A 20,553-nucleotide genomic window follows, 5' to 3' on the forward strand; every position below is an offset into this window, starting at 1 on the left:
CTCGTGCCGATCTACCTGTACATCGCGCCGCTCGTGGTGGTCGCCGGGGTCCTGCTGTGCCTCGTCGTCGAGAAACCCCTCGCGACCACCATCGCGTGGAAGAGCGATCCGGCTCCTAGCGACCCGGCAGCCACTGCATCGACTTGACGAAGGGGGCGAGCACCTTCGCCCACACCCGCCGCGGAAGTCCGCGCGGGCCGTCGAGATTGAGCAGGCGCGTCGTCGCGATCGTCTGCGCCTCGGTGTACTTGTACAGGCCCTCCGCGCCGTGGCGGCGTCCCATGCCGGAGATGCCCATACCGCCCATCGGTGCGTCGGTGCTGCCCCATGCCGGGGCGTATCCCTCGTCGACGTTCACCGTGCCGGCACGCACCCGCGCGGCGATGGCCTCGCCCTGCGCCTTCGTCGCGCCCCACACCGATGCGTTGAGCCCGTACTCGGTGTCGTTGGCCTCGCGGATCGCTTCTTCGACATTCTCCACCGGATAGATCGACACCACCGGGCCGAACGTCTCGTTCCGGTAGCACTCGGCGTCCTCGGGCACGTCGGTGAGCACGGTGGGTTCGAAGAACAGCGGTCCGAGGTCGGGCCGCGTCTTCCCGCCTGCGACGACGGTCGCGCCCTTGGCGACGGCGTCCTCGATGTGCCGGGTCACCGTCTTGATCTGGCTCTCGCTGATGAGGCAGCCCATCTCGGTACCGAAGTCGTAGTCGGGACCGAGCGACATCTCGCGCACCCGTGCCCCGAACATCCGGATGAACTCGGGGGCGATCGACTTCTCGACGTAGATCCGCTCGATCGAGATGCACAGCTGCCCGGAGTTCGAGAAGCATGCCCGCACGGCGGCGTCGGTGACCTCGCGCAGGTTCACCCCGGAGGTGACGATCATGGGGTTCTTGCCGCCGAGTTCGGCGGAGAACCCGATCAGGCGCCGGCCGGCCTGCTCGGCGAGCAGACGTCCCGTCTCCGACGAACCCGTGAACATCAGGTAGTCGGTGCTCTCGACGATCGCGGTGCCCACCACGGTGCCGGGACCGGTGACCACGGCGAAGACGTCGCGGGGGACCCCGGCCTCGTAGAGGAGTTCGACGACGGCGAGCGCGCAGTAGGGCGTCTGGCTGTCGGGCTTGAGCACCACGCTGTTGCCGGCGAGCAGGGCGGGGATCGCGTCGGAGACGGCCAGCGTCATCGGGTAGTTCCACGGCGCGATCACGCCGACGACGCCCTTGGGATGGTGCAGGACGGTGGTCTTCGTCAGGACCGGCAGCATGCCCGTGGCCTTGCGGGGGCGCAGGAGCTTCGGTGCGACGCGCGCGTAGAACCGCGCGGTCATCGAGATGTCGAGCACCTCTTCCTGCGCGGAGACACGGGACTTGCCGGTCTCGGCCTGCGCCATGTCCATGAGCTGCTCGCGTCGGGACAGCACGAGCTCGCGGTAGCGGTGCATGATCGCGGCGCGCTTCTCGACGGGCAGCTTCGCCCACGCGACCTGCGCGGTGCGGGCCCGGTCGATCGCGGCCTTCGCGTCATCGGCCGTGCCGACCGGCACGGTGGCCAGCTCCCGGCCGGTGAACGCCTCGACGACGGGGCGGGTGGTCCGCTCGGCGGCGTCGGGGATCGCGATGAGGTCGGCAAGACGCTGGAAGGTCGCAGCGCTCGGAGCTGGCATGTTGCACCCCTACCGGTGAGTAGTACTTGCAGTTTCACTAAACCTACCCGGGTGCGTGTGTGCTGTCACACAGGCGTGGAATCGAGGCCCGTCTCCCGATCGTCGCGTCGCTCGGGACCTGCTTCGACGATCCCCTGAGCGACCTCCGCGAGAGGGACGTTGCTGTCCTGCGAGAGCCGGCGCAACAGTTCGAAGGCCGCAACGGCATCGATACCGAAACGCTCCATGATCATGCCCTTGGCCTGCCCGATGATGTCGCGGGTCGCCAGGGCGGACGCGAACTGTCCCCGACTGCGCGCCGCGCTCATCGCCATCGCGGCATGAGCGGCCAGGACCTCGGCGGTCGCCTCCGCCGGAGGACCGAACGCCTCGGCTTTCGCAGAGAACATGTTCAGCGCTCCCATGCTCTCCTGATCGAGATACAGCTGGAACGACAAGGCACTGAGCACACCCGCGTCCACCGCGGCCTTCGCGAAACGCGGCCAGCGGGTCTCCGTCCGCAGGTCTTCGGAGCGCACCACGAGATATTTGAAGCTCGCATCGAGGCACGGACCTTCCCCGAACTGTTCCTGGACGTCGTCGAGATGCTCGGCGAGTTCCGACGTCGCGGCGAGAGAGCGGAAATGCTTCCTTCCGGTCACGATGAGGACGTCGGCGCAGTCGGCCCCCTCCACCAGTTCGACCGCGGCCGCGGTCACGCCGCGCAGGGTCTCGTCGAGATCGGCCGGATGGTAGAAGCCGCGAGCGAGCTGGGCCATACGCCGCCCGAGATCGCCCGCTTCCGACGCACGTGTCATGGGTTCATCCCTTCTCCATCGAGTTCGTAACCCCGCGGATCCGCCGACCGTATTGCCCGACTCAGCGAGCTCTACACCGCCGTCCTCCTCATCGGAACACGACCTCTTCCATTTCTACCCCGATAGTCTGGACTGATGGATCCGCCGGTGACCCGGTATCTACCCCGCGATGGTCACAATCCGGCCTACGGGGTGGCCGGAACCGGCCCCACCGACGTCGTGTGGTTCTTCGAGGTCCAGATGCGTCTGGACCTGTTGTGGACCGATCCGTACATGCACTCGCTCTTCGAACGCCTCGCCACCTGTTCGCGCGCCGTCTGTTTCCAGCGCCGCGGTTTCGGGCTCTCCGATCCCGTCGACCACGTGCCCACGATCGAACAGCAGGCCGAGGACGTCCTCGCCGTCATGGACGCCGAGCAGATCCGGCACGCCACCCTCATCGAGGATCGGCCCGATCGCCCAGGAAGCCGGCGTGGGAACCCTGGTGCTCTCGCACATGGTCCCGGGCAATCGGCCCGATTCCACCTGGGAAGGATGCGGCGCCGGATTCGCCGGGCGCCTCGTCATCGGCCACGACCTCGACGTGATCGGCGTCGGAGCCCCGGCCTGACCCCGTGCGTCGGAGACGCAGCGTGAGCCCGTTCTATTCGCCCGTGTAGAACGCACTCGTCCGCTCGGCGGCTGCGCGTGCCTGTTCGGGGTCCTCGCCCGCGGCGATGTCGGCCTCGCACCAGCCTTCGCTGCTGTCGCGGACGAACTGCAGACCTTCCTCGGACATCGACCAGGTCTCGAATTCCTTCGGGTCCACCGTTTCTCCCGATTCGATGTGCAGTCCGAGTCCGAGAAGCGCCTGGTCCCAGCCGATACCGACTGCGCCCGGACCGTACTGCTCCCAGTGCTCGTCGGGGTGGGCGATGTGCGTCAGTTCCAGGCGCGCCCGGTCTCCCGGTTCGGGCAGGACCGACACCTCGATCCAGCTCACGTGACCAGCGAATTCCCAGGTGGCCCTGAACGTCCGGGGCGGTTCGCAGGTGAGGACCTCACCGCCGGCGTTGCCCTGGAGCTGGTACCGGCCACCGACCTCGAGGTTGCCCTCGACGGGCAGGAACCAGCGGGGGATGCGCTGCGGGTCGGTGCACGCCTCCCACAGGTCCTCGGCGCTCGTGCGGTAGCTGCGCGAGATCGTGACAACCTTGGCCTCGTGGCCCTCGACGGTGCGACGACCGACCGTGCGGCGACTCGTCTCGTTGCTCGTGATCACGTTCTTCATGAGGATTTCCTTCTCTCGTCGGAAGCAGGGAGCGCGGGCGGGACGGCGTCGCGGCTCCGCCGCTCACGCTTGCCGCGCGCGATCTCGGTCTCCAGGGCGTCCAGCGCCGCGAATACCGGCGTATGCAGACCCGCGAGCCAGTCCTCGAGTTCGACGAGGACCTCGGGATCGAGTTCGTAGTAGCGGCGGGTGCCGTCCTTGTGGACGGCGGCGAACCGCTGGTCGCGCAGGATCTTGAGATGTTGCGAGACCGCCGGCTGGGAGATCGAGAACTCCCGGCCGATCGCCGCGACGATTTCACCGGCCACCTGCGGACCGCCCGCGAGCAGTTCGAGAATGCGGCGGCGAACCGGATCTGCGAGGACCTCGAACCCGTGCATGAACCAATTATATAAGTTCCTACTTATATTCACCAGAAGGACGGTTCCGCTACCTAGACTTCGACATATGACGACAACGACGCGCGTCTCCGAGGAAAAGGTCGACCGAGCGGTCATCGACGAACGGGCCCCCTCGGTCGCCCGCCTGTTGCTCGATCGAGTGGCCGCCACACCCGACGCCGAGGCCTTCCGCTACCCCGACGGGAAGGACGGCTGGACGTCGGTCACCTGGGAACAGACCGGGGATCGGGTACGACTGCTCGCGGCCGGCTTGATCTCCCTGGGTATCGAGGCCGAGGACCGCGTGGCCCTCGCGTCGTCCACCCGCTACGAATGGGTGCTCGGCGACCTCGCCGTCATGTGCGCGGGCGCCGCGACCACCACCGTCTACCCCACCACCCACGCCGACGACGTCGCGTTCATCGTCGCCGACTCCGGCAGCCGGATCGTCATCGCCGAGGACGCCGGGCAGGTCGAGAAGCTCGTGAGCCACCGCAGCGATCTGCCCGAGGTGGCGAAGGTCGTGGTCGTCGAGGGCACCGGCGACGGTGATTGGGTCATCAATTTCGACGAGCTCGCCGACCTGGGCCGTGGCCTGCTCGCCGAGGACTCCGGAGCGGTGCTCAACCGCATCCACAGCATCAGGGCCGAGCACCTGGCCACCCTCATCTACACCTCGGGTACCACCGGCAAGCCGAAGGGCGTGCGCCTGCCGCACTCGGCGTGGACCTACGAGGCCGCCGCCATCGACGCGCTGCACATGCTCAGCTCCGACGACCTGCAGTATCTGTGGCTGCCGCTGTCGCACGTCTTCGGCAAGGTGCTGCTCACCCTCCCTCTGCAGATCGGCTTCCCCACCGCGGTGGACGGACGTGTCGACAAGATCGTCGAGAACCTCGCGGTGGTCCGCCCGACCTTCATGGGTGCGGCCCCGCGCATCTTCGAGAAGGCCCACGCGCGCGTCGAGGGAATGATGGAGGAGGAAGGCGGCGCCAAGAAGAAGATCTTCGACTGGGCCGTAGGCGTGGGCCGGAAGGTGTCGAAGGCGAAGCAGGCCGGCAGGTCGCCCGGACTGCTGGACAAACTGCAGCACGGCCTCGCCGACAAGCTGGTCTTCTCCACCATCCGCGAACGCTTCGGCGGTCACCTGCGGTTCTTCATCTCCGGTTCGGCGGCGCTCAACCCCGAGGTCGGCGAATGGTTCGACGCCGTCGGCATCCCCGTCCTCGAGGGTTACGGACTCACCGAGACCTCTGCCGCGACGTTCGTCAACCGTCCCTACGCCAACCGCATCGGCACGGTCGGCTGGCCCGTCCCGGGCACGGAGGTCCGCATCGCGGAGGACGGCGAGGTGCTCGTCCGCGGCCCCGGTGTGATGACCGGCTACCACAACCGGCCCGACGCGACCGCCGAGTCGCTCTCCGACGACGGATGGTTCCACACCGGCGACATCGGCAGCCTCGACGACGAGGGCTACCTGCGCATCACCGACCGCAAGAAGGACATGTTCAAGACGTCGCAGGGCAAGTACGTCGCCCCGTCGTCGCTGGCAGCGACCTTCAAAGGCATGTGCCCGTACGCGTCGGAGATCGTCGTCTACGGCGAGGGCAAGCCCTACTGCGTGGCGCTGGTGGCGCTCGATCCGGAATCCGTCGGCGAGTGGGCGAACAAGAACGGTGTGAGCGGATCGTTCGAGGACATCGCACGGCACGACAAGACCCACGATCTGATCTCCGGATACATCGACGAGCTGAACCTGCAGCTCAACCGGTGGGAGCAGATCAAGAAGTTCACGATCATCGAGCGTGAACTGTCGGTCGAATCGGGTGATCTGACGCCGAGCATGAAGCTGCGCAGGAAGGTCGTCGTCGACAACTTCGCCGACAGGCTGGCAGGCCTCTACGAAAGGTGACGGCCTATCCTGGGTCTCATGATGAGTAGTGCACGACCGAATTTCCTGCAGCGGATCGGCTACATGTTCGGTCGCGCGCTACCGCCCGAGATGCGGGAGTGGGTACGCGACGACGTCCTGGGCCCCGGCGGAACACGCCGCTACCTGCTGCGATGGAACCTGCCGATCATCCCGCTGCTCCTGCTGTTCCTGCTGATCCCGGGGCCGGTGTGGATCCCGATCGCGATGATGCTGTTGCTGCTGCTGCCATGGGTCTACTTCTCGGTGGCGTTGATGCCCATCTGGCAGCGGCACCGCCTCCAGCAGCACGGTCTCGATCCGGAACTGCTCAGCGCGAAGGCACGCGCCCGCGCCGCCCGCGAACGAGAGGACTACGAACGCCGTTTCGGTCGCGCGTCCTGACCGGACCTCCCACGGTGCGGGGCAGCGTGTCCGCTTATCCTCGCACCATGAGTGACACCCCTGCCTTCACAGCCACAGCAGACCTCGCCGACGAGATCGGCCCGGACATCCGCAGCTGCGACACGCAGTTCATCCAGTTCGGCGGCCGCACCGAGTTCGTCGGCCCCATCACCACCATCCGCTGCTTCCAGGACAACCTGCTCGTCAAGCAGACCCTCTCCGAGCCGGGCAACGGCGGCGTGCTCGTCGTCGACGGCGGTGGCAGCATCCACACCGCGCTCGTCGGTGACATCATCGCCGGTCGCGGTGTCGACAACGGCTGGGCCGGGGTCATCGTCAACGGCGCGGTCCGCGACTCCGCCATCCTGCGCACACTCGACATCGGCATCAAGGCCCTCGGCACCAACCCGCGCAAGAGCACCCAGACCGGCTCCGGCGAGAAGAACGTGCCCGTCGAGATCGGCGGCGTGACGTTCAACCCGGGCGAGATCGTCTACAGCGACTCCGACGGCGTCGTCGTCCGCGTCGAGAACTGATCAGCCGAGCGCGCGGGTCGACCCGCTATTCGTGCGCGACCCGCGCGCTCGCCCCGGCGATCTCCACCACGTCGCCCACCTTCAGCTGACGGCCGCGACGCACCTCCACCTCACCGTTGACCGACACCAGGCCGTCGGCGATCACTTCCTTGGCCTCCGCACCCGACTCGATGAGGCTTGCGAGCTTGAGGAACTGACCGAGCCGGATCGACTCGTCACGGATCGGTACATCGAATGCGTCGGACATGGCACCCATTGTCCCCGACACTGGATCCATGGCCCGCCCCAGCATCATCTGGTTCCGTCGTGATCTCCGACTGAACGATCTGCCCACCCTGCTCTCGGCCACCGAGGCCGCCGACGACGTCCTCGCCCTGTTCGTCCTCGACGACGCACTGCTCCGCCCGTCCGGTGCCCGCCGGCGCGACTTCCTCATGGGATGCCTGCAAGCCCTCGACCGGGATCTCGGCGGGCGCCTGCTCGTCGTCCAGGGAGACCCGATGATGCTGGTGCCGCAAGTCGCCGCCGAGTTCGATGCGGCCGCGGTCCACATCAGTTCCGACCACGGTCCCTACGGCACGCGACGCGACCGAGCAGTCGCCGAAGCGCTCGGCGACGTCCCACTGGTGGCCACCGGCTCGCCGTATGCCGTCACGCCGGGCCGCATAACGAAACCCGACGGCACTGCATACAAGGTGTTCTCGGCCTTCCGCCGCGCCTGGAACGACCACGGATGGCACACACCCGCGGCAACCGGACCGGACACCGCCGACTGGGTCGACCCGAGCGGCTGCTCCACACGCGTGCCGATTCCCGAAGCCGGCGACGAACCCACACCTCCCCCCGGAGAGGCGGCCGCACTGGAGCGATGGCGCGAATTCCTCGACGACGGTCTCGAACGGTACGCCACCGACCGTGACCGGCCGGCCTACGACGGCACGAGCGGCCTGTCGCCCTATCTGAAGTTCGGCTGCATCCATCCGCGGACCCTGCTGCACGACATGAGGAACCGGTCGGACGAGGGGGCCGTCACCTTCCGCAGCGAACTGGCGTGGCGCGACTTCTACGCCGACGTCCTGTTCCAGCGGCCCGAGACCGCCCGGACCAACTACAACAGCGACTTCGACGCCATCACCTACGATTCCGGACCCGACGCCGACGCCCTGTTCGCCGCGTGGTGCGAGGGCCGCACGGGATTCCCGATCGTGGACGCCGGGATGCGGCAGCTCCTCGCAGAGGGCGTCATGCACAACCGGGTGCGGATGATCGTCGCGTCGTTCCTGACGAAGGACCTGCACCTGCCGTGGTGGCGTGGGGCGCGACATTTCATGAAGCATCTGGTGGACGGCGATCTGGCCTCCAACCAACACAATTGGCAGTGGACGGCGGGCAGCGGCACCGACGCCGCTCCCTACTTCCGGGTGTTCAATCCGACCCGGCAGGGCGAGAAGTTCGATCCGACGGGTGAATACGTACGCAGATGGGTACCCGAACTGCGGAGCATCGACGGTGCTCGTGTGCACAGCCTGCCCGACGGCCCTCCGGACGGATACCCGGAACCGGTCGTCGATCACGCACACGAACGCCGCGTCGCTCTGGACAGATACGAGCGGATTCGCTCACCCCGATGAAGAAGACGGCGAAACGACCCATCCGGTCGTGGCGGTGCTCCGAACAACTTCTGGACGGACAACCTGTTCGCCGTACACCCAACGAAAGGACATCGCAGTGCGCGCTCTCGTCGAGGCAGCTTTCATGGCCATCCACAACCCGCTCGTCGACGCATACACCTTTCTGATCAGCGTCCTTCCTGCTTGAGTGGATACGGTGCAGGAGTCCGCCCCGGCGCCGTCACCACCGGGCGCCCCGGCGCCGTCACCACCGGGCGCCCCGGCGCCGTCACCACCGGGTGAGCATCACTGCAAACAGGAGGTAGGGCATGGGCATCGAATTCTCGAGCGTCGTCGACGCACCGCGTGACGAGGTGTTCGACTGGCACTCCCGGCCCGGCGCCATCCTCCGCCTGATCCCGCCCTGGCAGCCGATGAACGTCGTCGCCGAGGCCGACTCCCTCGAATCCGGTACGGCCGTCCTCGGTCTCCCCGGCGGTCTGCGCTGGATCTCCCGGCACAGACCCGAGGATTACGACCCGCCAGCACGTTTCGTGGACGAACTCTCCCACGACGGCCTGTTGTCGCGCCCCGCCACCGTCATCGGCTCGTGGCGCCACGAACACCGCTTCGACGTCGTCGACGAATTCCGCACCCGCGTCACCGATCGCGTCGACACGCCGGTACCGGGCTGTTTCCTCACCCAGACCTTCCGTTACCGGCACCGCCAGCTCGCCGACGATCTCGCGAGCCACCGCTGGTCGCACGCGCAGGGCATCCGACCCGGGACGGTCGCGGTGACCGGATCGAGCGGACTCGTGGGTACTGCCCTGACGGCCTTCCTGTCCACGGGTGGCTACCAGGTAGTCCGCCTGGTGCGCCGGAAACCGCAGCGCACCGACGAACGATGCTGGGACCCTCAGGATCCGGCGCCCGACCTACTCGAAGGCGTCGACGCCGTCGTCCACCTCGCGGGCGCGTCGATCGCGGGACGGTTCACCGACTCCCACAAGGCCGCGATCCGCGACAGCCGCATCGAACCGACACGCCGACTCGCCGAACTCGCCGCGACCACACCCAACGGTCCCGCAACCTTCGTCTCCGCGTCCGCGATCGGCCTCTACGGTTACGACCGAGGAGACACACCGCTCGACGAGAACGCATCACGTGGAACGGGTTTCCTCGCCGACGTCGTCTCCGATTGGGAGGCCGCGGCACATCCCGCGGAGAAGAAGGGCATGCGGGTCGTGCACGTGCGCACCGGCATCGTCCAGACACCCCGCGGCGGAACGCTCCAGTTGATGCGGCCGCTGTTCGCGAGCGGTCTCGGTGGCCGGATCGGCGACGGCCGGCAGTGGTTCTCCTGGATCGACATCGACGACCTCCTCGAGGTCTACCACCGTGCCCTCACCGACCCCGGCCTGACCGGACCGGTGAACGCCGTTGCACCGCAGCCGGTGCGCAACGAGGAGTACACCCGGGTACTGGCGTCGGTGCTGCACCGGCCCGCGCTGCTGCCCGTCCCCGGTTTCGGCCCCCGGTTGCTGCTCGGCGACGAGGGTGCACGCGAGGTCGCCCAGGCCGATCAGTTCGTCGTCCCGAAGGCGCTGATCGACGCCGGGCACCGGTTCCGGCGTCCCGATCTCGAAGCGTCGCTGCGCCACCAACTCGGCCACATCCTGGAGGAACCGTGAGCGGAAAGCGTGTCCTGGTCACCGGAGCGACCGGCTACATCGGTGGCCGGCTCGCTCCGCGCCTGCTCGAGGCGGGTTACCGGGTACGGGTGCTCGCGCGCAGCCCCGACAAATTGCGCGACGTGCCGTGGGCCGACGACGTCGAGATCGTCCGTGGCGACCTCGACGACGCCGAATCGCTGCGCGCGGCATGCCGCGACATCGACGTCGTGTACTACCTGGTGCATTCGATGGGTGGTCGCGACGAGTTCGTCGACGCGGAGAAGCGAGCGGCGCAGAACGTCGCCGACGCGGCACGCGACCACGGCGTCTCCCGCATCGTGTACCTCGGTGGGCTGCACCCGGAGTCGGGTGATCTCTCACCGCACCTGTATTCACGGGCCCAGGTCGGACGTATCCTGACGGATTCCGGTGTTCCGACGCTCGTGCTGCAGGCCGGCGTCGTGATCGGTTCGGGTTCGGCGTCGTTCGAGATGATCCGGCATCTGAGCAACCGGCTCCCCGTCATGACGACCCCACGCTGGGTGAACAACCGGATCCAGCCCATCGCGGTGCGCGACGTCCTGCACTATCTGCTCGCTGCCGCAGATGCACCCCTCCCCCGCAGTGGCACCTACGACATCGGTGGGCCCGACGTCCTGCGGTACGGCGAGATGATGCAGCAGTACTCGGAGGTCGCCGGTCTGACGAAACGCCGGATCCTCGTCCTGCCCGTCCTCACACCGAAGCTCGCCGGTTTGTGGATCGGTCTGGTCACGCCGATTCCTCCGCCTCTCGGTCGCGCGCTCCTCGAATCGCTGTCGACCGACGCGGTAATGCGCAACCATGACGTCGACTCGATCATCCCCCCACCGGAATCCGGCCTCACCGGCTACCGCGACGCGGTCCGGCTCGCCCTCGGCCGTATCGAACGGGGAGAGGTCGAGACGACGTGGACGAACGCATCACCGGTCGGCGCACCCGCCGATCCGCTTCCGTCCGACCCGGACTGGGCCGGCGAGGTCGTCTTCACCGACGAGCGGTCACTCGAGTCGGATTCATCCCAGGAGAAGGTGTTCGCCGTCGTCGAGAGCATCGGCGGCGAGAACGGTTGGTATTCCTTCCCGTTGGCGTGGACCATCCGCGGCTGGCTCGACCGGTTCGTCGGCGGCGTCGGACTCCACCGCGGTCGCCGCGACCCGAAAACCCTGCATACCGGTGACGCCCTGGACTTCTGGCGCGTCGAACGGATCGAACGTCCGACGCTGCTGCGCCTGCGCGCGGAGATGCGGGCACCCGGCGGAGCGTGGCTCGAGTGGCGGGTCGATCCGCTGGAGTCGGGCCGGTCGCGCGTGCACCAGCGGGCGATCTTCTTCCCGCGCGGAGTCGCCGGTCGTCTCTACTGGTACGCGCTGGTTCCCTTCCACGGCATCATCTTCCGCGGCATGCTCGAGAACATCGCGGGCACCGCCGGCCGCTAGAGCGATCCGCTACGTTGTTCGCCATCCGCTGCAGCAATTCGCTGGTTGTCAGGATGTTCGTGAGACACCTGGCAATCAGCGCGGGGATCGGAGCACACCAATGATCGACATCCCTGTTGGGCGGACCCGCACCGGCAAACGCGCGTTCTCCATCGCCTACAAGATCGAGTTCCTACGGCAGTGGGACCAATGCATCGAAGTCGGTGCCAAGACCCGCCTACTGCGCGAGACCAACCTCGACTACGCCACCATCGCACGTTGGATCCACGCCCGGGATTCGGGAGACTTGGAAGCGTCGATGGTGACCGCAGCAGACAAGTCGAGGGACCGAGTGGACAGTCGAGACCGTGCGGAGCTGGCCAAACTCCGCAAAGAGAACGAACGCCTCCGCGAGAAGGTCGCCCAGGGCGACGCCGCCGTGGAAATCCTGGGAAAAGCATTCGAGCTCTTGCAAGGGATCACCAAGAGCTCGACCGACGAGGACCCGCAGATCCCGCCGTCGTTGATGAGTGCCCGCGAGTACGCGCAATGGCTCGAACGCCGAGGACTGTCCTGACCGACACCGTCACCGCGTTGGCCGCAGCCGGCGTGCCGATCGTGCGTGGCTGCGCATTGCTGGGGATCCCCCGGGCCCGCTACTACCGGGAGGTGCGCGGGTATCGGCACTATCGGCCGGTGTCCGATCCGATCCGGCAGCGGGACCGGCACCAGCCGGCCGCGTTGTCACCGGCCGAGAAGGACACCATCGTCGAGGTGATCCTCGCCGAGGGGAACACCCATCTGTCTGTGTGCCAACTGTATTGGCGGTCCTTCGATGAAGGGCTGGTGGAGTGTTCCCAGTCGAGTTTCTATCGAGTGGCGCACTCGCAGAACCTGGTCGGGGACCGACGCCGCAGCCGCAGCGGCGGCCCGGGATCGGGGATCAGCCGCCGCAAACCGGTCGTTCCGGCTCCGGCGGTGGGCACATTGTGGTCGTGGGACATCACTGTGCTCAAGGGGCCACGCACCCAGGACCGGTATCTGCTGTATCTGGTGATCGATGTGTATTCGCGGTTCCCGGTGGCCTGGCGCATCGAGTACGCCGAGACCGCCGCTGCGGCGGTGGAAATGTTCACCGAAGCGTTCACCGCGTTCGGGGCACCGACGGTGCTGCACGCCGACAACGGGGCCTCGATGCGCTCGACCGCACTGCTCGATGCGCTCGACGAGCAGCAGGTCCTGCCCTCGTACTCACGGCCGCGGGTCAGTGACGACAATCCGTTTTCCGAGTCGTTGTTCAAAACCATCAAGTACGACCTGTCGTGTCCGCACCGGTTCGACAGCATCGACCATGCCCGGCGGTGGACCGAGGAATTCATGACCCGATACGCCCTCGAACACCGCCACAGTGGGTTGGGTCGACACACCCCCGCGTCGGTGTTCCTCGGCACCGCCGTCGAGGAACACCGACGCCGGCAGGACCGACTCGACCGGATCCATGCCCGGCACCCGCAGCGGTTCCAGCGCCGGCCGCTGGCACCACCACTACCTCGACCGACCGGAATCAACATCACCCATCTGTCTCAGACAGGTTGACAACTTCCGAATTGCTGTAGCGGATGGCGAACTCGCGAGCGGATGTTTTCGGGACGACGGATCTGGGTGGTGTGCGGATCTTCCTCGGGATCCGCACACCACCACGATCGACCGAGAGTTACACGGCGCAGAGCGGTTTGATGTCCTGCAGTCCCTCGGTGGTGGGCGAGGTGAGCATCAGGCACGAGTTGTACCCGCTCGCCTCGACGACGTTCCGGATCTCGCGCCACGCGTCGTCGCTGACGACGGGCGAACGCGACAGCACGAATCCGGAGATGCGCGTCGGGTCACCGACGACTGCCCACGAGTAATCGTTCGCGAGGTACGTGACGATGTAGTTGCTCGGTCCGTCGAGCGAATCCTGGAAGGGTACCCCCGGAAAAGACACATGCAGTGCGGCAGTGTCGTTCACGCGGGCGTTCCCGATGATCCCGCGACGATCGCCGGTGAACGTGGTGCACGAGTTCTCCACGCGCACGTTGCGTTCGTCGAGCAGCGTGTAGAACGCCGTCGTGTCGCGAGCGCAGTCGATGTTGTAGGGAGCCGGATTGGCGGCGAGCTGATACCACTGCCCCACATACCGGTTCACGTCGAGCTCGGGAACCGGAGTGAGCGGCGCTGCGGCGGCGGGCGTGGCGAACAGGAGCGCGCCTGCGGCGGCGATGAACGCCGCCGCAAGCCCCCGAACGCCGTGTCGGGATCTACGCATGCCTTCTACCTTTCCGTCGTCCGGTATCGGTTACTGCTGGGGCATGAGAACGCCGTCGATCAGGTACACGGTGGCGTTCTCGGTCTCGATGCCACCGCAGATCACGTTGGCGTCGTTGACGGTCCACATCTCACCCTCGCCGGCGACCTCGACGGTGCCGCCCTGGACGGTGGTCTGCGTGCCGGCGATATCGGCCGGGGTCAGCTCACCGGGAACCACGTGGTAGGTGAGGATGTCGGTCAGTAGAGCCGAATCCGTCTGCAGCGTCTGGACGGTCTCCGGCGGCAGAGCGGCGAACGCGTCGTCGACCGGCGCGAAGACGGTGAACTCGCCATCGTTGAGCGTCTCGACCAGGTTGACGTCGGGGTTGAGCTGGCCGGACAGGGCCTGCGTGAGAGTGGTCAGGATCGGCACGTTTCCGGCGGCCTCGGCGACAGGCTGGTTCGCGAGTTCCTCGACGGACGACGGGCCGGTAGGGTTCGCGGCGACATAATCGGCGCAGCCCGGTCCGACGGGGCCGGCAGCGGGGGTTGCGGTACCGGTTGCAGCCGTAGTGGTTTCCTGCATTGTCTCCTGGGTGGTCTCCATCGTGGTGGTGTCGGTGGTGTCCGTGCCCGAATCATCCGAACACGCCGCGACACCCAGCAGGGACATCGCACCGATTCCGACGACGGCCAGGCTCTTGCGCGCAGTGATGTTCATGACTGTGGTTCCCTTCGTAGGCCGTGGCCGGAAACGGCCACGTCGATCAGGTGTGTCACCGGTCATTCGAACCTCGGGTCGGCCCGGATGGGTCGGATCGAGAGATTTTTTTTCGGATCGGTATCCGGTGTTCGACCCATCCGTATTGCGGTCGGCTCCGAATGCAGGTCATGGACGACGTCGAGGATCTCCGACCGGCTCACGTATTCGTGTTGCCCGGTGGGCGTCCGGTCGGCACCACACCGCTGCGTCCGTGGCATCTGTCGCAGTTGCACATGCGTCGGAGGACACCCGGACCGATCCGCGGATGGCGCAGAGCCGGACGACGGCGGCGGGAGACCGGGGCGTGAACACGCGCTGGCATCCCCTGCCCGGAGCCGGGCACTTCCTCCTCACCGACCCGCGCTGGTGGGCCGACACCACAGCCGATTTCCTCACGTGCACACTGTCGGGGAAACCGACCCCGTGCCCCGGAGACGACCATGCATCCTGACCTTCCCCGCGCAGTCGCGATGATCGGCGACGACGTCGAGTTCCCGGGTGGCCGGGAGGCGGTCGTGCCGGCGATCTACCGGACCTTCGTCCGCCACGCGCAGGGCTCGGCCGAGCGCCCCTCGCTCGAGTACCGCGGCTTCAGCTGGGTCATGGATGTCGACGAATCGATGCCTTCGTCCTGGTGGTTGCGCACGCTGATGCGGTTCGAGCCGTGGGACCACTTCGTCGCGAGCGATTCGGACACCTTCCGCGGGCGGGTCGAGGATCAGCTCGTGGCCGACGGGGTGCGGGTTCCGGTCGGGCGCATCACTGCGCTGCTGAACATCCGGCGCCTCGGTCTCGGATCGGATCCGCTGAACCTGTTCTGGTGTCACGATCCGAGCGGTTCCCTGGCCTGCGTGGTCGCGGAGATCCATTCGCGCCGGAACGGACGGCACTGTTACACGCTGCGCTCGGACGAGATCGACATCATCACCCGGGCCGGCGACACGTTCGCGGTCTCGGTCGCCCTGCGGCGACCCGGCGTCCCGGTGTTCACCGCGACCGTCAGCGGCGAACGGCTGCCGGCCGATCTCACGACTGTTCTACGTGCTCGGATGTGGATGGGGTGACGCTCGTGGTCGACACGGTTGCCTTGAGTGGAGGGAATGTCCAGGCTAGGCTTTCCCTCGATGAGCGGACTGAGCCGATGACCGGCGTCGGAGGCCATACCGATACCCTCGGCGAACTGCTCGGGCGGGTGGCCCGGCAAGACCCTACGGCGTTCGCCGAACTGTACGACGCGACGCGTTCCCGAGTCTTCGGCATGGTGCTGCGGGTCCTGCGGGATCCCGGTTACAGCGAGGAGACCACCCAGGAGGTCTACCTCCAGGTATGGAGGTCGGCCGACAAGTACGACCCGCGTCAGGGTTCCGCTCTGTCGTGGATCATCACGCTCGCCCATCGGCGTGCCGTCGACCGGGTCCGCAGCGAACAGTCCGGAGCCGACCGCGAGTCGCAGTACGGTTCGACGAATGTCGACGCGGCTTTCGACTCGGTGAGCGAGGAGGTAGCGCAGCGCGACGATCGCCGCCGGGTGAACGAGTGTCTGGGTTCGCTCACCGAACTGCAGCGACGCTCGGTCGAGCTCGCCTACTACAGAGGCTTTACGTATACCGAAGTGGCAGAAGAACTTTCGTCCCCGTTGCCGACGGTCAAGTCGCGCATCCGGGACGGCCTGAAACGACTGAAGAATTGTCTGGGGGTGACTGTGGATGGCTGACGAGGCGAACGATTCCTCGCACGATCTGCTCGACATGGCACCCGTCTTCGCATTGGATGCCGTCACGCCCGACGAACGTCGAGAGCTTGCCGAGCGACTCGCGGAAGCAGACCCGGAGGCGGCCGAACGGTTCGGCGTCGAGGTCCGCGAGGTCCGCGAGACCCTCGCAGCGATGTCGGCCGGTACCGCGACCGAGCCGCCGCCCGAACTCCGGGTGCGACTTCTCGATCTGGTCCACGCCGAACTCACCGCGAAGACGCCCGCCGAGAAGACGCACACGGAACGACCCGGTGAGCCGGAGGCGACCGAGGCACCTCGGGCGGAGGACGATCACCCTCCCCCGCCCGTCTCCCTCGACGAGCGCCGCCAGGCCCGACAGCGGAACTTCCTGCTCGCCGCGGCAGCGGCCGTGATCGTCGCGATCGGCGGCGTCGTGGTGGCCGGTCAATGGCAGAACACGTCCGAGCCGGGCACGGGCGAGCGGGTCTTCGCCGCCGAGGACGTACGGACCTCGTCGGGCGAGCTCGACGGTGGCGGCACCGCGACCGTGGTGTTCTCCAAGGAGGAGGACGCCGGCGTGCTGGTGATGAACAACGTCGCCCCGCCGGCCGAGGGCAGCGTCTACCAGATGTGGCTGGTCGGGCCCGAGGGAATGGAGCCCGCAGGCACGATGACACCCGACGACGTCGCGCCGTCGACGACCGCGGTGCTCGAGGACATCTCGGGTGCCACCGCGCTCGCCTTCAGCGTGGAACCGACGGGCGGGTCGACCCAGCCGACCGCGATCTTCGCTCAGCTGCCGCTCGACTGACATGTTCGCGGCAGCGAGCACGTCATCGGCGGGTGCCGATGACGACGGTCGCGTCGGCTTCCTCGAAACCCCGCGTGTCGGCGTCGAGTCCGGCCCGGGTCATGAGGTCGCGCACGACGGGTGCCTGCGACGCGGCCGACTCGACGAGCAGCGACCCACCGTCGGTGAGCCACCGACCCGCGTCGGCGACGAGCCGACGGTGGACGTCCAGTCCGTCGGGTCCGCCGTCCAGTGCATGTCGCGGCTCGCTGTAGCGCGCCTCCCGCGGCATCGACGCGATCGCCCCCGACGGCACGTAGGGCGCGTTGGCGACGAGCACGTCGACGCGACCGCGCAGCGTGCCCGGCAGGGCGTCGAACAGATCGCCGACGAACACCCGGTGGGGCGGCAGGTTCAGGCGGGCACACGCGGTGGCGACGGGATCGATGTCGGCCGCGTAGACCTCGCAGGCCTCGACGGCGGTGGCGAGCGTGGCACCGACGGCACCGCACCCGCAGCACATGTCGACGATCACGGCGCCGGGCCGCGCGAGTTCGATCGCGCAGTCCACCAGGTACTCGGTGCGGCGACGGGAGACGAACACCCCCTCTCGCACCGCGATGCGCCTGCCGTGGAAGAAGACCTGTCCCAGTACGTGTTCGAGGGGTTCTCCGCCGGCCCGCCGCGCGATGAGCCGCTCCAGATCCGAGGGTGTGGGAGCGGCTTCGACGAGCAGCTGCGCCTCCTCCTCGGCAAACACGCACCCGGCCGCTCGCAGTGCGGAGACAACGTCGGCGTGGGTCCGGTGGGCGGAGACCATGCGGAACCCTACCGCGCGCTCATCCGGCGAATCTCTCCGTTTCCCGGGGCGGGGGCCGGCTCACACCCCGTGAAGGGGTGGAATCTCCCGATCATGGGTATTCCGCGGGCTGTCACGAGGAGCGCTGTGGGAACGAACGATCTCGTGCAGGAGCCTGCGCAGGGTCGCCGGGTCCGAGACCGCGACCGGAGAGTCGCCACCGGTCGCGTCGTCGCGCTCGAGTTCGATCACACGCCGGTAGGCGTCCACGCCCCCGCGTGGGTCGACATATCCGTTCACGCCAGGAGGAATCTTGAGCACTGCTACCGCGCCCCCACGTAGAACCGGCCGATGGCGGTGGCTGCTACCCGCCCTGTTGCTCATCGCGTGGCTCGTGGCCGCCGGTGGCGGCGGCCCGTTCGCAGGCAAGCTCAGCGAGGTCGCCTCCAACGACGCGAGCACCTTCCTCCCGGCATCGGCCGAATCCACCCGCGCGGACGAGCTGTACGCGCAGTTCGACGAGAGCGAGTTCATCCCCGCGATCGTCGTCGCCGAACGCGACGGTGGGATCACCGACGAGGACCTCGCCTTCCTCGCCACCGAATCGGCCGGACCGCCGCCGATCCCGTCCGAGGACGGCGCAGCGGCGCAGATGATCGTGCCGCTCGACGCCTCCGGGGAGGTCCAGGAGGCCGTCGAGGAACTCCGGACGGCCCTCGAAGGCGCACCGGACGGCCTGACCGTCTACGTCACCGGCCCCGCCGGGCAGGCCGCCGACCTGTCGTCGGCCTTCGGCGGCATCGACGGACTGCTCCTGCTCGTCGCGGGCGGTGTCGTCCTCGTCATCCTCGTGGTGGTCTACCGCAGCCCGATCCTGCCGTTCGTCGTCATCATCTCGGCGCTGTTCGCACTCGCCCTCGCGAGCCTGCTGATCTATGTGCTCGCCGACGCCGGAGCGATCGCGCTCAACGGCCAGAGCCAGGGCATCATGTTCATCCTCGTGTTCGGCGCCGCCACCGACTACGCGCTGCTGCTGGTCTCCCGGTACCGCGAGGAACTGCGACTGCAGCAGGACAAGTACGCCGCGATGCGCAGCGCGCTCCGCGGCTCGATCGAGCCGATCGCGGCGTCGGCCGGCACCGTCATCCTCGGTGTGCTGTGCCTACTGCTGTCGGACCTGAACTCCAACCGCGGTCTCGGCCCGGTGGCCGCCATCGGCATCGCGACGTCGTTCCTCGCGTCGCTCACCTTCCTGCCCGCAGTGCTCGTGCTGCTCGGCCGCGTCGCGTTCTGGCCCACCCGCCCGGTCTACGACCCGAACGCCGACGCCGACGACATGCAGAAGTCCCACAAGGTGTGGGGCCGGGTGGCCGACTTCGTCGGGTCGAAGCCGCGTCCCATCTGGATCGTGTGCAGCCTCGTGCTCGTCGCCTTCGCCCTGCTGGCACCGCAGTTCAAGGCGAGCGGTGTCGCGTCCTCGGATCTGTTCCTCCTGCAAACCGATTCGAAGTCCGGCCAGGAGGTGCTCGGTGAGCACTTCGACGCCGGCACCGGTTCGCCCAGCATCGTCGTCGCCCGCGAAGGCGCGCTCGAGGGTGTCGTCGGCGCCACCGAGGGCGTCGAGGGCGTGACGACCGTCCAGCCCGTCCCCGGCCCCGACGGCGCGCCGCGCGTGGTCGACGGACTGGTCGCGGTGCAGGCGACGCTCTCGGATCCCGCCGACTCCCTCGCCGCCGAGGAGACCGTCGAACGCATCCGCGAGGCGGTGCACGCCGTGCCCGGGGCCGAGGCACTCGTCGGCGGACCCACGGCCGTCGACCTCGACACGAAGGACACCGCGACCCGCGACCGCACCGTCATCATCCCGGTTGTGACGCTCGTGGTGCTGCTGGTGCTCATCGCGTTGCTGCGGGCGGTCGTCGCACCGATCCTGCTGATGCTCACCGTGATCGTCTCGTTCGCGGCGACCCTCGGTGTCTCGTCGCTCGTGTTCAACCACCTGTTCGGTTTCCCGGGCGCCGACCCGGTGGTGCCTCTGTTCGGGTTCGTCTTCCTCGTGGCGCTGGGTATCGACTACAACATCTTCCTCATGACCCGCGTCCGCGAGGAGACGAAGAAGGTCGGTACCCGTGCGGGCACCCTGCGGGCGCTGACCGTCACCGGTGGTGTCATCACGTCCGCCGGCGTGGTGCTCGCGGCCACGTTCTCGGCGCTGGCGGTGATCCCACTGCTGTTCCTGGCTCAGCTGGCGTTCATCGTCGCCTTCGGTGTCCTGCTCGACGCGCTGCTCGTGCGGTCGCTGGTGGTGCCGGCCCTGACGATCGACATCGGCAAGAAGATCTGGTGGCCGAGCAAGCTGGCGCGGGCCGAACCGTCCGAGCCGGACGCCACCGAGGACGTCGCGACCGCGGGAGCGCCGCGCTCATGAGCGCGCTGAGCGCGCAGTGCTACTGACACGCGCATGAGCGGATGAGAGCGGCCGCGGGACCGGG

General features: G+C 67.7%; 23 protein-coding genes. 14 read left to right on the forward strand and 9 right to left on the reverse strand.

Annotated elements, in window-relative coordinates:
* The first annotated feature begins 3 nt into the window (after nt 1-3).
* A complete protein-coding gene (locus M3330_RS11145) occupies nt 4-147 on the forward strand; it encodes a hypothetical protein (protein WP_024102617.1) in 144 nt (47 codons plus the stop codon).
* On the opposite strand, the gene M3330_RS11150 is transcribed toward M3330_RS11145, so the two are convergent.
* From M3330_RS11150 to M3330_RS11160, 3 genes are all read right to left on the reverse strand, one after another.
* A complete protein-coding gene (locus M3330_RS11150) occupies nt 116-1,669 on the reverse strand; it encodes a succinic semialdehyde dehydrogenase (RefSeq protein WP_255028747.1) in 1,554 nt (517 codons plus the stop codon). The genes M3330_RS11145 and M3330_RS11150 overlap by 32 nt on opposite strands.
* A gap of 65 nt (nt 1,670-1,734) precedes the next feature.
* On the reverse strand, nt 1,735-2,466 hold the full coding sequence (locus tag M3330_RS11155; RefSeq protein ID WP_255028748.1) for a GAF and ANTAR domain-containing protein: 732 nt from the start codon (nt 2,464-2,466) through the stop codon (nt 1,735-1,737).
* Between the two features lie 159 nt (nt 2,467-2,625).
* The gene (locus tag M3330_RS11160) at nt 2,626-2,895 is read right to left on the reverse strand and encodes a hypothetical protein (protein WP_033097880.1); all 270 of its coding nucleotides are present in this window, start codon (nt 2,893-2,895) and stop codon (nt 2,626-2,628) included.
* 43 nt (nt 2,896-2,938) lie between these two features.
* Between M3330_RS11160 and M3330_RS11165 the strand changes: the two genes are divergently transcribed.
* On the forward strand, nt 2,939-3,076 hold the full coding sequence (locus M3330_RS11165; RefSeq protein ID WP_198162542.1) for a hypothetical protein: 138 nt from the start codon (nt 2,939-2,941) through the stop codon (nt 3,074-3,076).
* A 33-nt stretch (nt 3,077-3,109) separates the two neighbouring features.
* Here M3330_RS11165 and M3330_RS11170 read toward each other — a convergent pair whose 3' ends face one another.
* Nucleotides 3,110-3,736 carry an SRPBCC family protein gene (locus tag M3330_RS11170; RefSeq protein WP_255028749.1) on the reverse strand — a complete coding sequence of 209 codons (627 nt, stop codon included), beginning with the start codon at nt 3,734-3,736 and terminating at the stop codon, nt 3,110-3,112.
* Entirely contained in the window at nt 3,733-4,116 is a 384-nt protein-coding gene (locus M3330_RS11175) for a helix-turn-helix transcriptional regulator (RefSeq protein ID WP_006553358.1), read from the reverse strand. The genes M3330_RS11170 and M3330_RS11175 overlap by 4 nt, the downstream gene beginning before the upstream one ends.
* A 67-nt stretch (nt 4,117-4,183) precedes the next feature.
* Between M3330_RS11175 and M3330_RS11180 the strand changes: the two genes are divergently transcribed.
* Genes M3330_RS11180 through rraA form a run of 3 tightly spaced genes read left to right on the forward strand, consistent with a single transcriptional unit; the run spans nt 4,184 to nt 6,966 of the window.
* Nucleotides 4,184-6,028: a long-chain fatty acid--CoA ligase gene (locus M3330_RS11180; protein ID WP_006553357.1), complete on the forward strand. Its 1,845-nt coding sequence runs from the start codon at nt 4,184-4,186 to the stop codon at nt 6,026-6,028.
* An 18-nt stretch (nt 6,029-6,046) separates the two neighbouring features.
* Nucleotides 6,047-6,430 carry a DUF5313 family protein gene (locus M3330_RS11185; protein WP_006553356.1) on the forward strand — a complete coding sequence of 128 codons (384 nt, stop codon included), beginning with the start codon at nt 6,047-6,049 and terminating at the stop codon, nt 6,428-6,430.
* Between the two features lie 47 nt (nt 6,431-6,477).
* Nucleotides 6,478-6,966 (forward strand): ribonuclease E activity regulator RraA, encoded by a 489-nt coding sequence (gene rraA, locus M3330_RS11190; protein WP_006553355.1) that lies wholly within the window; start codon nt 6,478-6,480, stop codon nt 6,964-6,966.
* Between the two features lie 25 nt (nt 6,967-6,991).
* Here rraA and M3330_RS11195 read toward each other — a convergent pair whose 3' ends face one another.
* Nucleotides 6,992-7,213: an RNA-binding S4 domain-containing protein gene (locus M3330_RS11195; protein ID WP_006553353.1), complete on the reverse strand. Its 222-nt coding sequence runs from the start codon at nt 7,211-7,213 to the stop codon at nt 6,992-6,994.
* Nucleotides 7,214-7,241: 28 nt separating this feature from the next.
* On the opposite strand from M3330_RS11195, the gene M3330_RS11200 reads away from it, so the two are divergent.
* From M3330_RS11200 to M3330_RS11220, 5 genes are all read left to right on the forward strand, one after another.
* On the forward strand, nt 7,242-8,597 hold the full coding sequence (locus tag M3330_RS11200) for a deoxyribodipyrimidine photo-lyase (protein ID WP_039583606.1): 1,356 nt from the start codon (nt 7,242-7,244) through the stop codon (nt 8,595-8,597).
* A 308-nt stretch (nt 8,598-8,905) separates the two neighbouring features.
* A complete protein-coding gene (locus M3330_RS11205) occupies nt 8,906-10,270 on the forward strand; it encodes a TIGR01777 family oxidoreductase (protein ID WP_006553351.1) in 1,365 nt (454 codons plus the stop codon).
* Nucleotides 10,267-11,730 (forward strand): SDR family oxidoreductase, encoded by a 1,464-nt coding sequence (locus tag M3330_RS11210; protein WP_064853056.1) that lies wholly within the window; start codon nt 10,267-10,269, stop codon nt 11,728-11,730. Before M3330_RS11205 ends, M3330_RS11210 begins: the two co-directional genes overlap by 4 nt.
* Before the next feature lie 100 nt (nt 11,731-11,830).
* Entirely contained in the window at nt 11,831-12,286 is a 456-nt protein-coding gene (locus M3330_RS11215; RefSeq protein ID WP_039583527.1) for a hypothetical protein, read from the forward strand.
* On the forward strand, nt 12,259-13,305 hold the full coding sequence (locus tag M3330_RS11220) for a DDE-type integrase/transposase/recombinase (RefSeq protein ID WP_219129769.1): 1,047 nt from the start codon (nt 12,259-12,261) through the stop codon (nt 13,303-13,305). Before M3330_RS11215 ends, M3330_RS11220 begins: the two co-directional genes overlap by 28 nt.
* 118 nt (nt 13,306-13,423) lie before the next feature.
* On the opposite strand, the gene M3330_RS11225 is transcribed toward M3330_RS11220, so the two are convergent.
* Both M3330_RS11225 and M3330_RS11230 read right to left on the reverse strand, forming a co-directional pair.
* Nucleotides 13,424-14,014 (reverse strand): lipocalin family protein, encoded by a 591-nt coding sequence (locus M3330_RS11225; RefSeq protein WP_019290406.1) that lies wholly within the window; start codon nt 14,012-14,014, stop codon nt 13,424-13,426.
* A gap of 30 nt (nt 14,015-14,044) precedes the next feature.
* Complete coding sequence (locus tag M3330_RS11230) at nt 14,045-14,716, reverse strand: fasciclin domain-containing protein (RefSeq protein ID WP_019290407.1); 672 nt, start codon at nt 14,714-14,716, stop codon at nt 14,045-14,047.
* A 482-nt stretch (nt 14,717-15,198) separates the two neighbouring features.
* Between M3330_RS11230 and M3330_RS11235 the strand changes: the two genes are divergently transcribed.
* From M3330_RS11235 to M3330_RS11245, 3 genes are all read left to right on the forward strand, one after another.
* On the forward strand, nt 15,199-15,822 hold the full coding sequence (locus tag M3330_RS11235; RefSeq protein ID WP_006553346.1) for a DUF1365 family protein: 624 nt from the start codon (nt 15,199-15,201) through the stop codon (nt 15,820-15,822).
* A 77-nt stretch (nt 15,823-15,899) separates the two neighbouring features.
* Entirely contained in the window at nt 15,900-16,472 is a 573-nt protein-coding gene (locus tag M3330_RS11240; RefSeq protein WP_024102602.1) for a sigma-70 family RNA polymerase sigma factor, read from the forward strand.
* Nucleotides 16,465-17,283, forward strand: coding sequence for an anti-sigma factor (locus M3330_RS11245; protein WP_255028750.1), 819 nt, complete (start codon nt 16,465-16,467; stop codon nt 17,281-17,283). Before M3330_RS11240 ends, M3330_RS11245 begins: the two co-directional genes overlap by 8 nt.
* 22 nt (nt 17,284-17,305) lie before the next feature.
* Here the strand turns inward: M3330_RS11245 and M3330_RS11250 are convergent, their stop codons facing one another.
* A complete protein-coding gene (locus M3330_RS11250) occupies nt 17,306-18,082 on the reverse strand; it encodes a putative protein N(5)-glutamine methyltransferase (protein ID WP_255028751.1) in 777 nt (258 codons plus the stop codon).
* A 292-nt stretch (nt 18,083-18,374) separates the two neighbouring features.
* Between M3330_RS11250 and M3330_RS11255 the strand changes: the two genes are divergently transcribed.
* Nucleotides 18,375-20,489: an MMPL family transporter gene (locus tag M3330_RS11255; protein ID WP_197481820.1), complete on the forward strand. Its 2,115-nt coding sequence runs from the start codon at nt 18,375-18,377 to the stop codon at nt 20,487-20,489.
* Nucleotides 20,490-20,553: the final 64 nt, after the last annotated feature.

The organism is Rhodococcus sp. GA1 (genome assembly GCF_024321955.1).
GTDB lineage: Bacteria > Actinomycetota > Actinomycetes > Mycobacteriales > Mycobacteriaceae > Rhodococcus > Rhodococcus pyridinivorans.

Bases quoted from the DNA above. Each gene is read 5' to 3' on its own strand.
- M3330_RS11150 (WP_255028747.1), bottom strand. From the start codon at position 1,669: ATGCCAGCTCCGAGCGCTGCGACCTTCCAGCGTCTTGCCGACCTCATC.
- M3330_RS11155 (WP_255028748.1), bottom strand. From the start codon at position 2,466: ATGACACGTGCGTCGGAAGCGGGCGATCTCGGGCGGCGTATGGCCCAG.
- M3330_RS11170 (WP_255028749.1), bottom strand. From the start codon at position 3,736: ATGAAGAACGTGATCACGAGCAACGAGACGAGTCGCCGCACGGTCGGT.
- M3330_RS11175 (WP_006553358.1), bottom strand. From the start codon at position 4,116: ATGCACGGGTTCGAGGTCCTCGCAGATCCGGTTCGCCGCCGCATTCTC.
- M3330_RS11180 (WP_006553357.1), top strand. From the start codon at position 4,184: ATGACGACAACGACGCGCGTCTCCGAGGAAAAGGTCGACCGAGCGGTC.
- M3330_RS11185 (WP_006553356.1), top strand. From the start codon at position 6,047: ATGATGAGTAGTGCACGACCGAATTTCCTGCAGCGGATCGGCTACATG.
- rraA (WP_006553355.1), top strand. From the start codon at position 6,478: ATGAGTGACACCCCTGCCTTCACAGCCACAGCAGACCTCGCCGACGAG.
- M3330_RS11195 (WP_006553353.1), bottom strand. From the start codon at position 7,213: ATGTCCGACGCATTCGATGTACCGATCCGTGACGAGTCGATCCGGCTC.
- M3330_RS11200 (WP_039583606.1), top strand. From the start codon at position 7,242: ATGGCCCGCCCCAGCATCATCTGGTTCCGTCGTGATCTCCGACTGAAC.
- M3330_RS11205 (WP_006553351.1), top strand. From the start codon at position 8,906: ATGGGCATCGAATTCTCGAGCGTCGTCGACGCACCGCGTGACGAGGTG.
- M3330_RS11215 (WP_039583527.1), top strand. From the start codon at position 11,831: ATGATCGACATCCCTGTTGGGCGGACCCGCACCGGCAAACGCGCGTTC.
- M3330_RS11220 (WP_219129769.1), top strand. From the start codon at position 12,259: ATGGCTCGAACGCCGAGGACTGTCCTGACCGACACCGTCACCGCGTTG.
- M3330_RS11225 (WP_019290406.1), bottom strand. From the start codon at position 14,014: ATGCGTAGATCCCGACACGGCGTTCGGGGGCTTGCGGCGGCGTTCATC.
- M3330_RS11230 (WP_019290407.1), bottom strand. From the start codon at position 14,716: ATGAACATCACTGCGCGCAAGAGCCTGGCCGTCGTCGGAATCGGTGCG.
- M3330_RS11235 (WP_006553346.1), top strand. From the start codon at position 15,199: ATGCATCCTGACCTTCCCCGCGCAGTCGCGATGATCGGCGACGACGTC.
- M3330_RS11240 (WP_024102602.1), top strand. From the start codon at position 15,900: ATGACCGGCGTCGGAGGCCATACCGATACCCTCGGCGAACTGCTCGGG.
- M3330_RS11245 (WP_255028750.1), top strand. From the start codon at position 16,465: ATGGCTGACGAGGCGAACGATTCCTCGCACGATCTGCTCGACATGGCA.
- M3330_RS11250 (WP_255028751.1), bottom strand. From the start codon at position 18,082: ATGGTCTCCGCCCACCGGACCCACGCCGACGTTGTCTCCGCACTGCGA.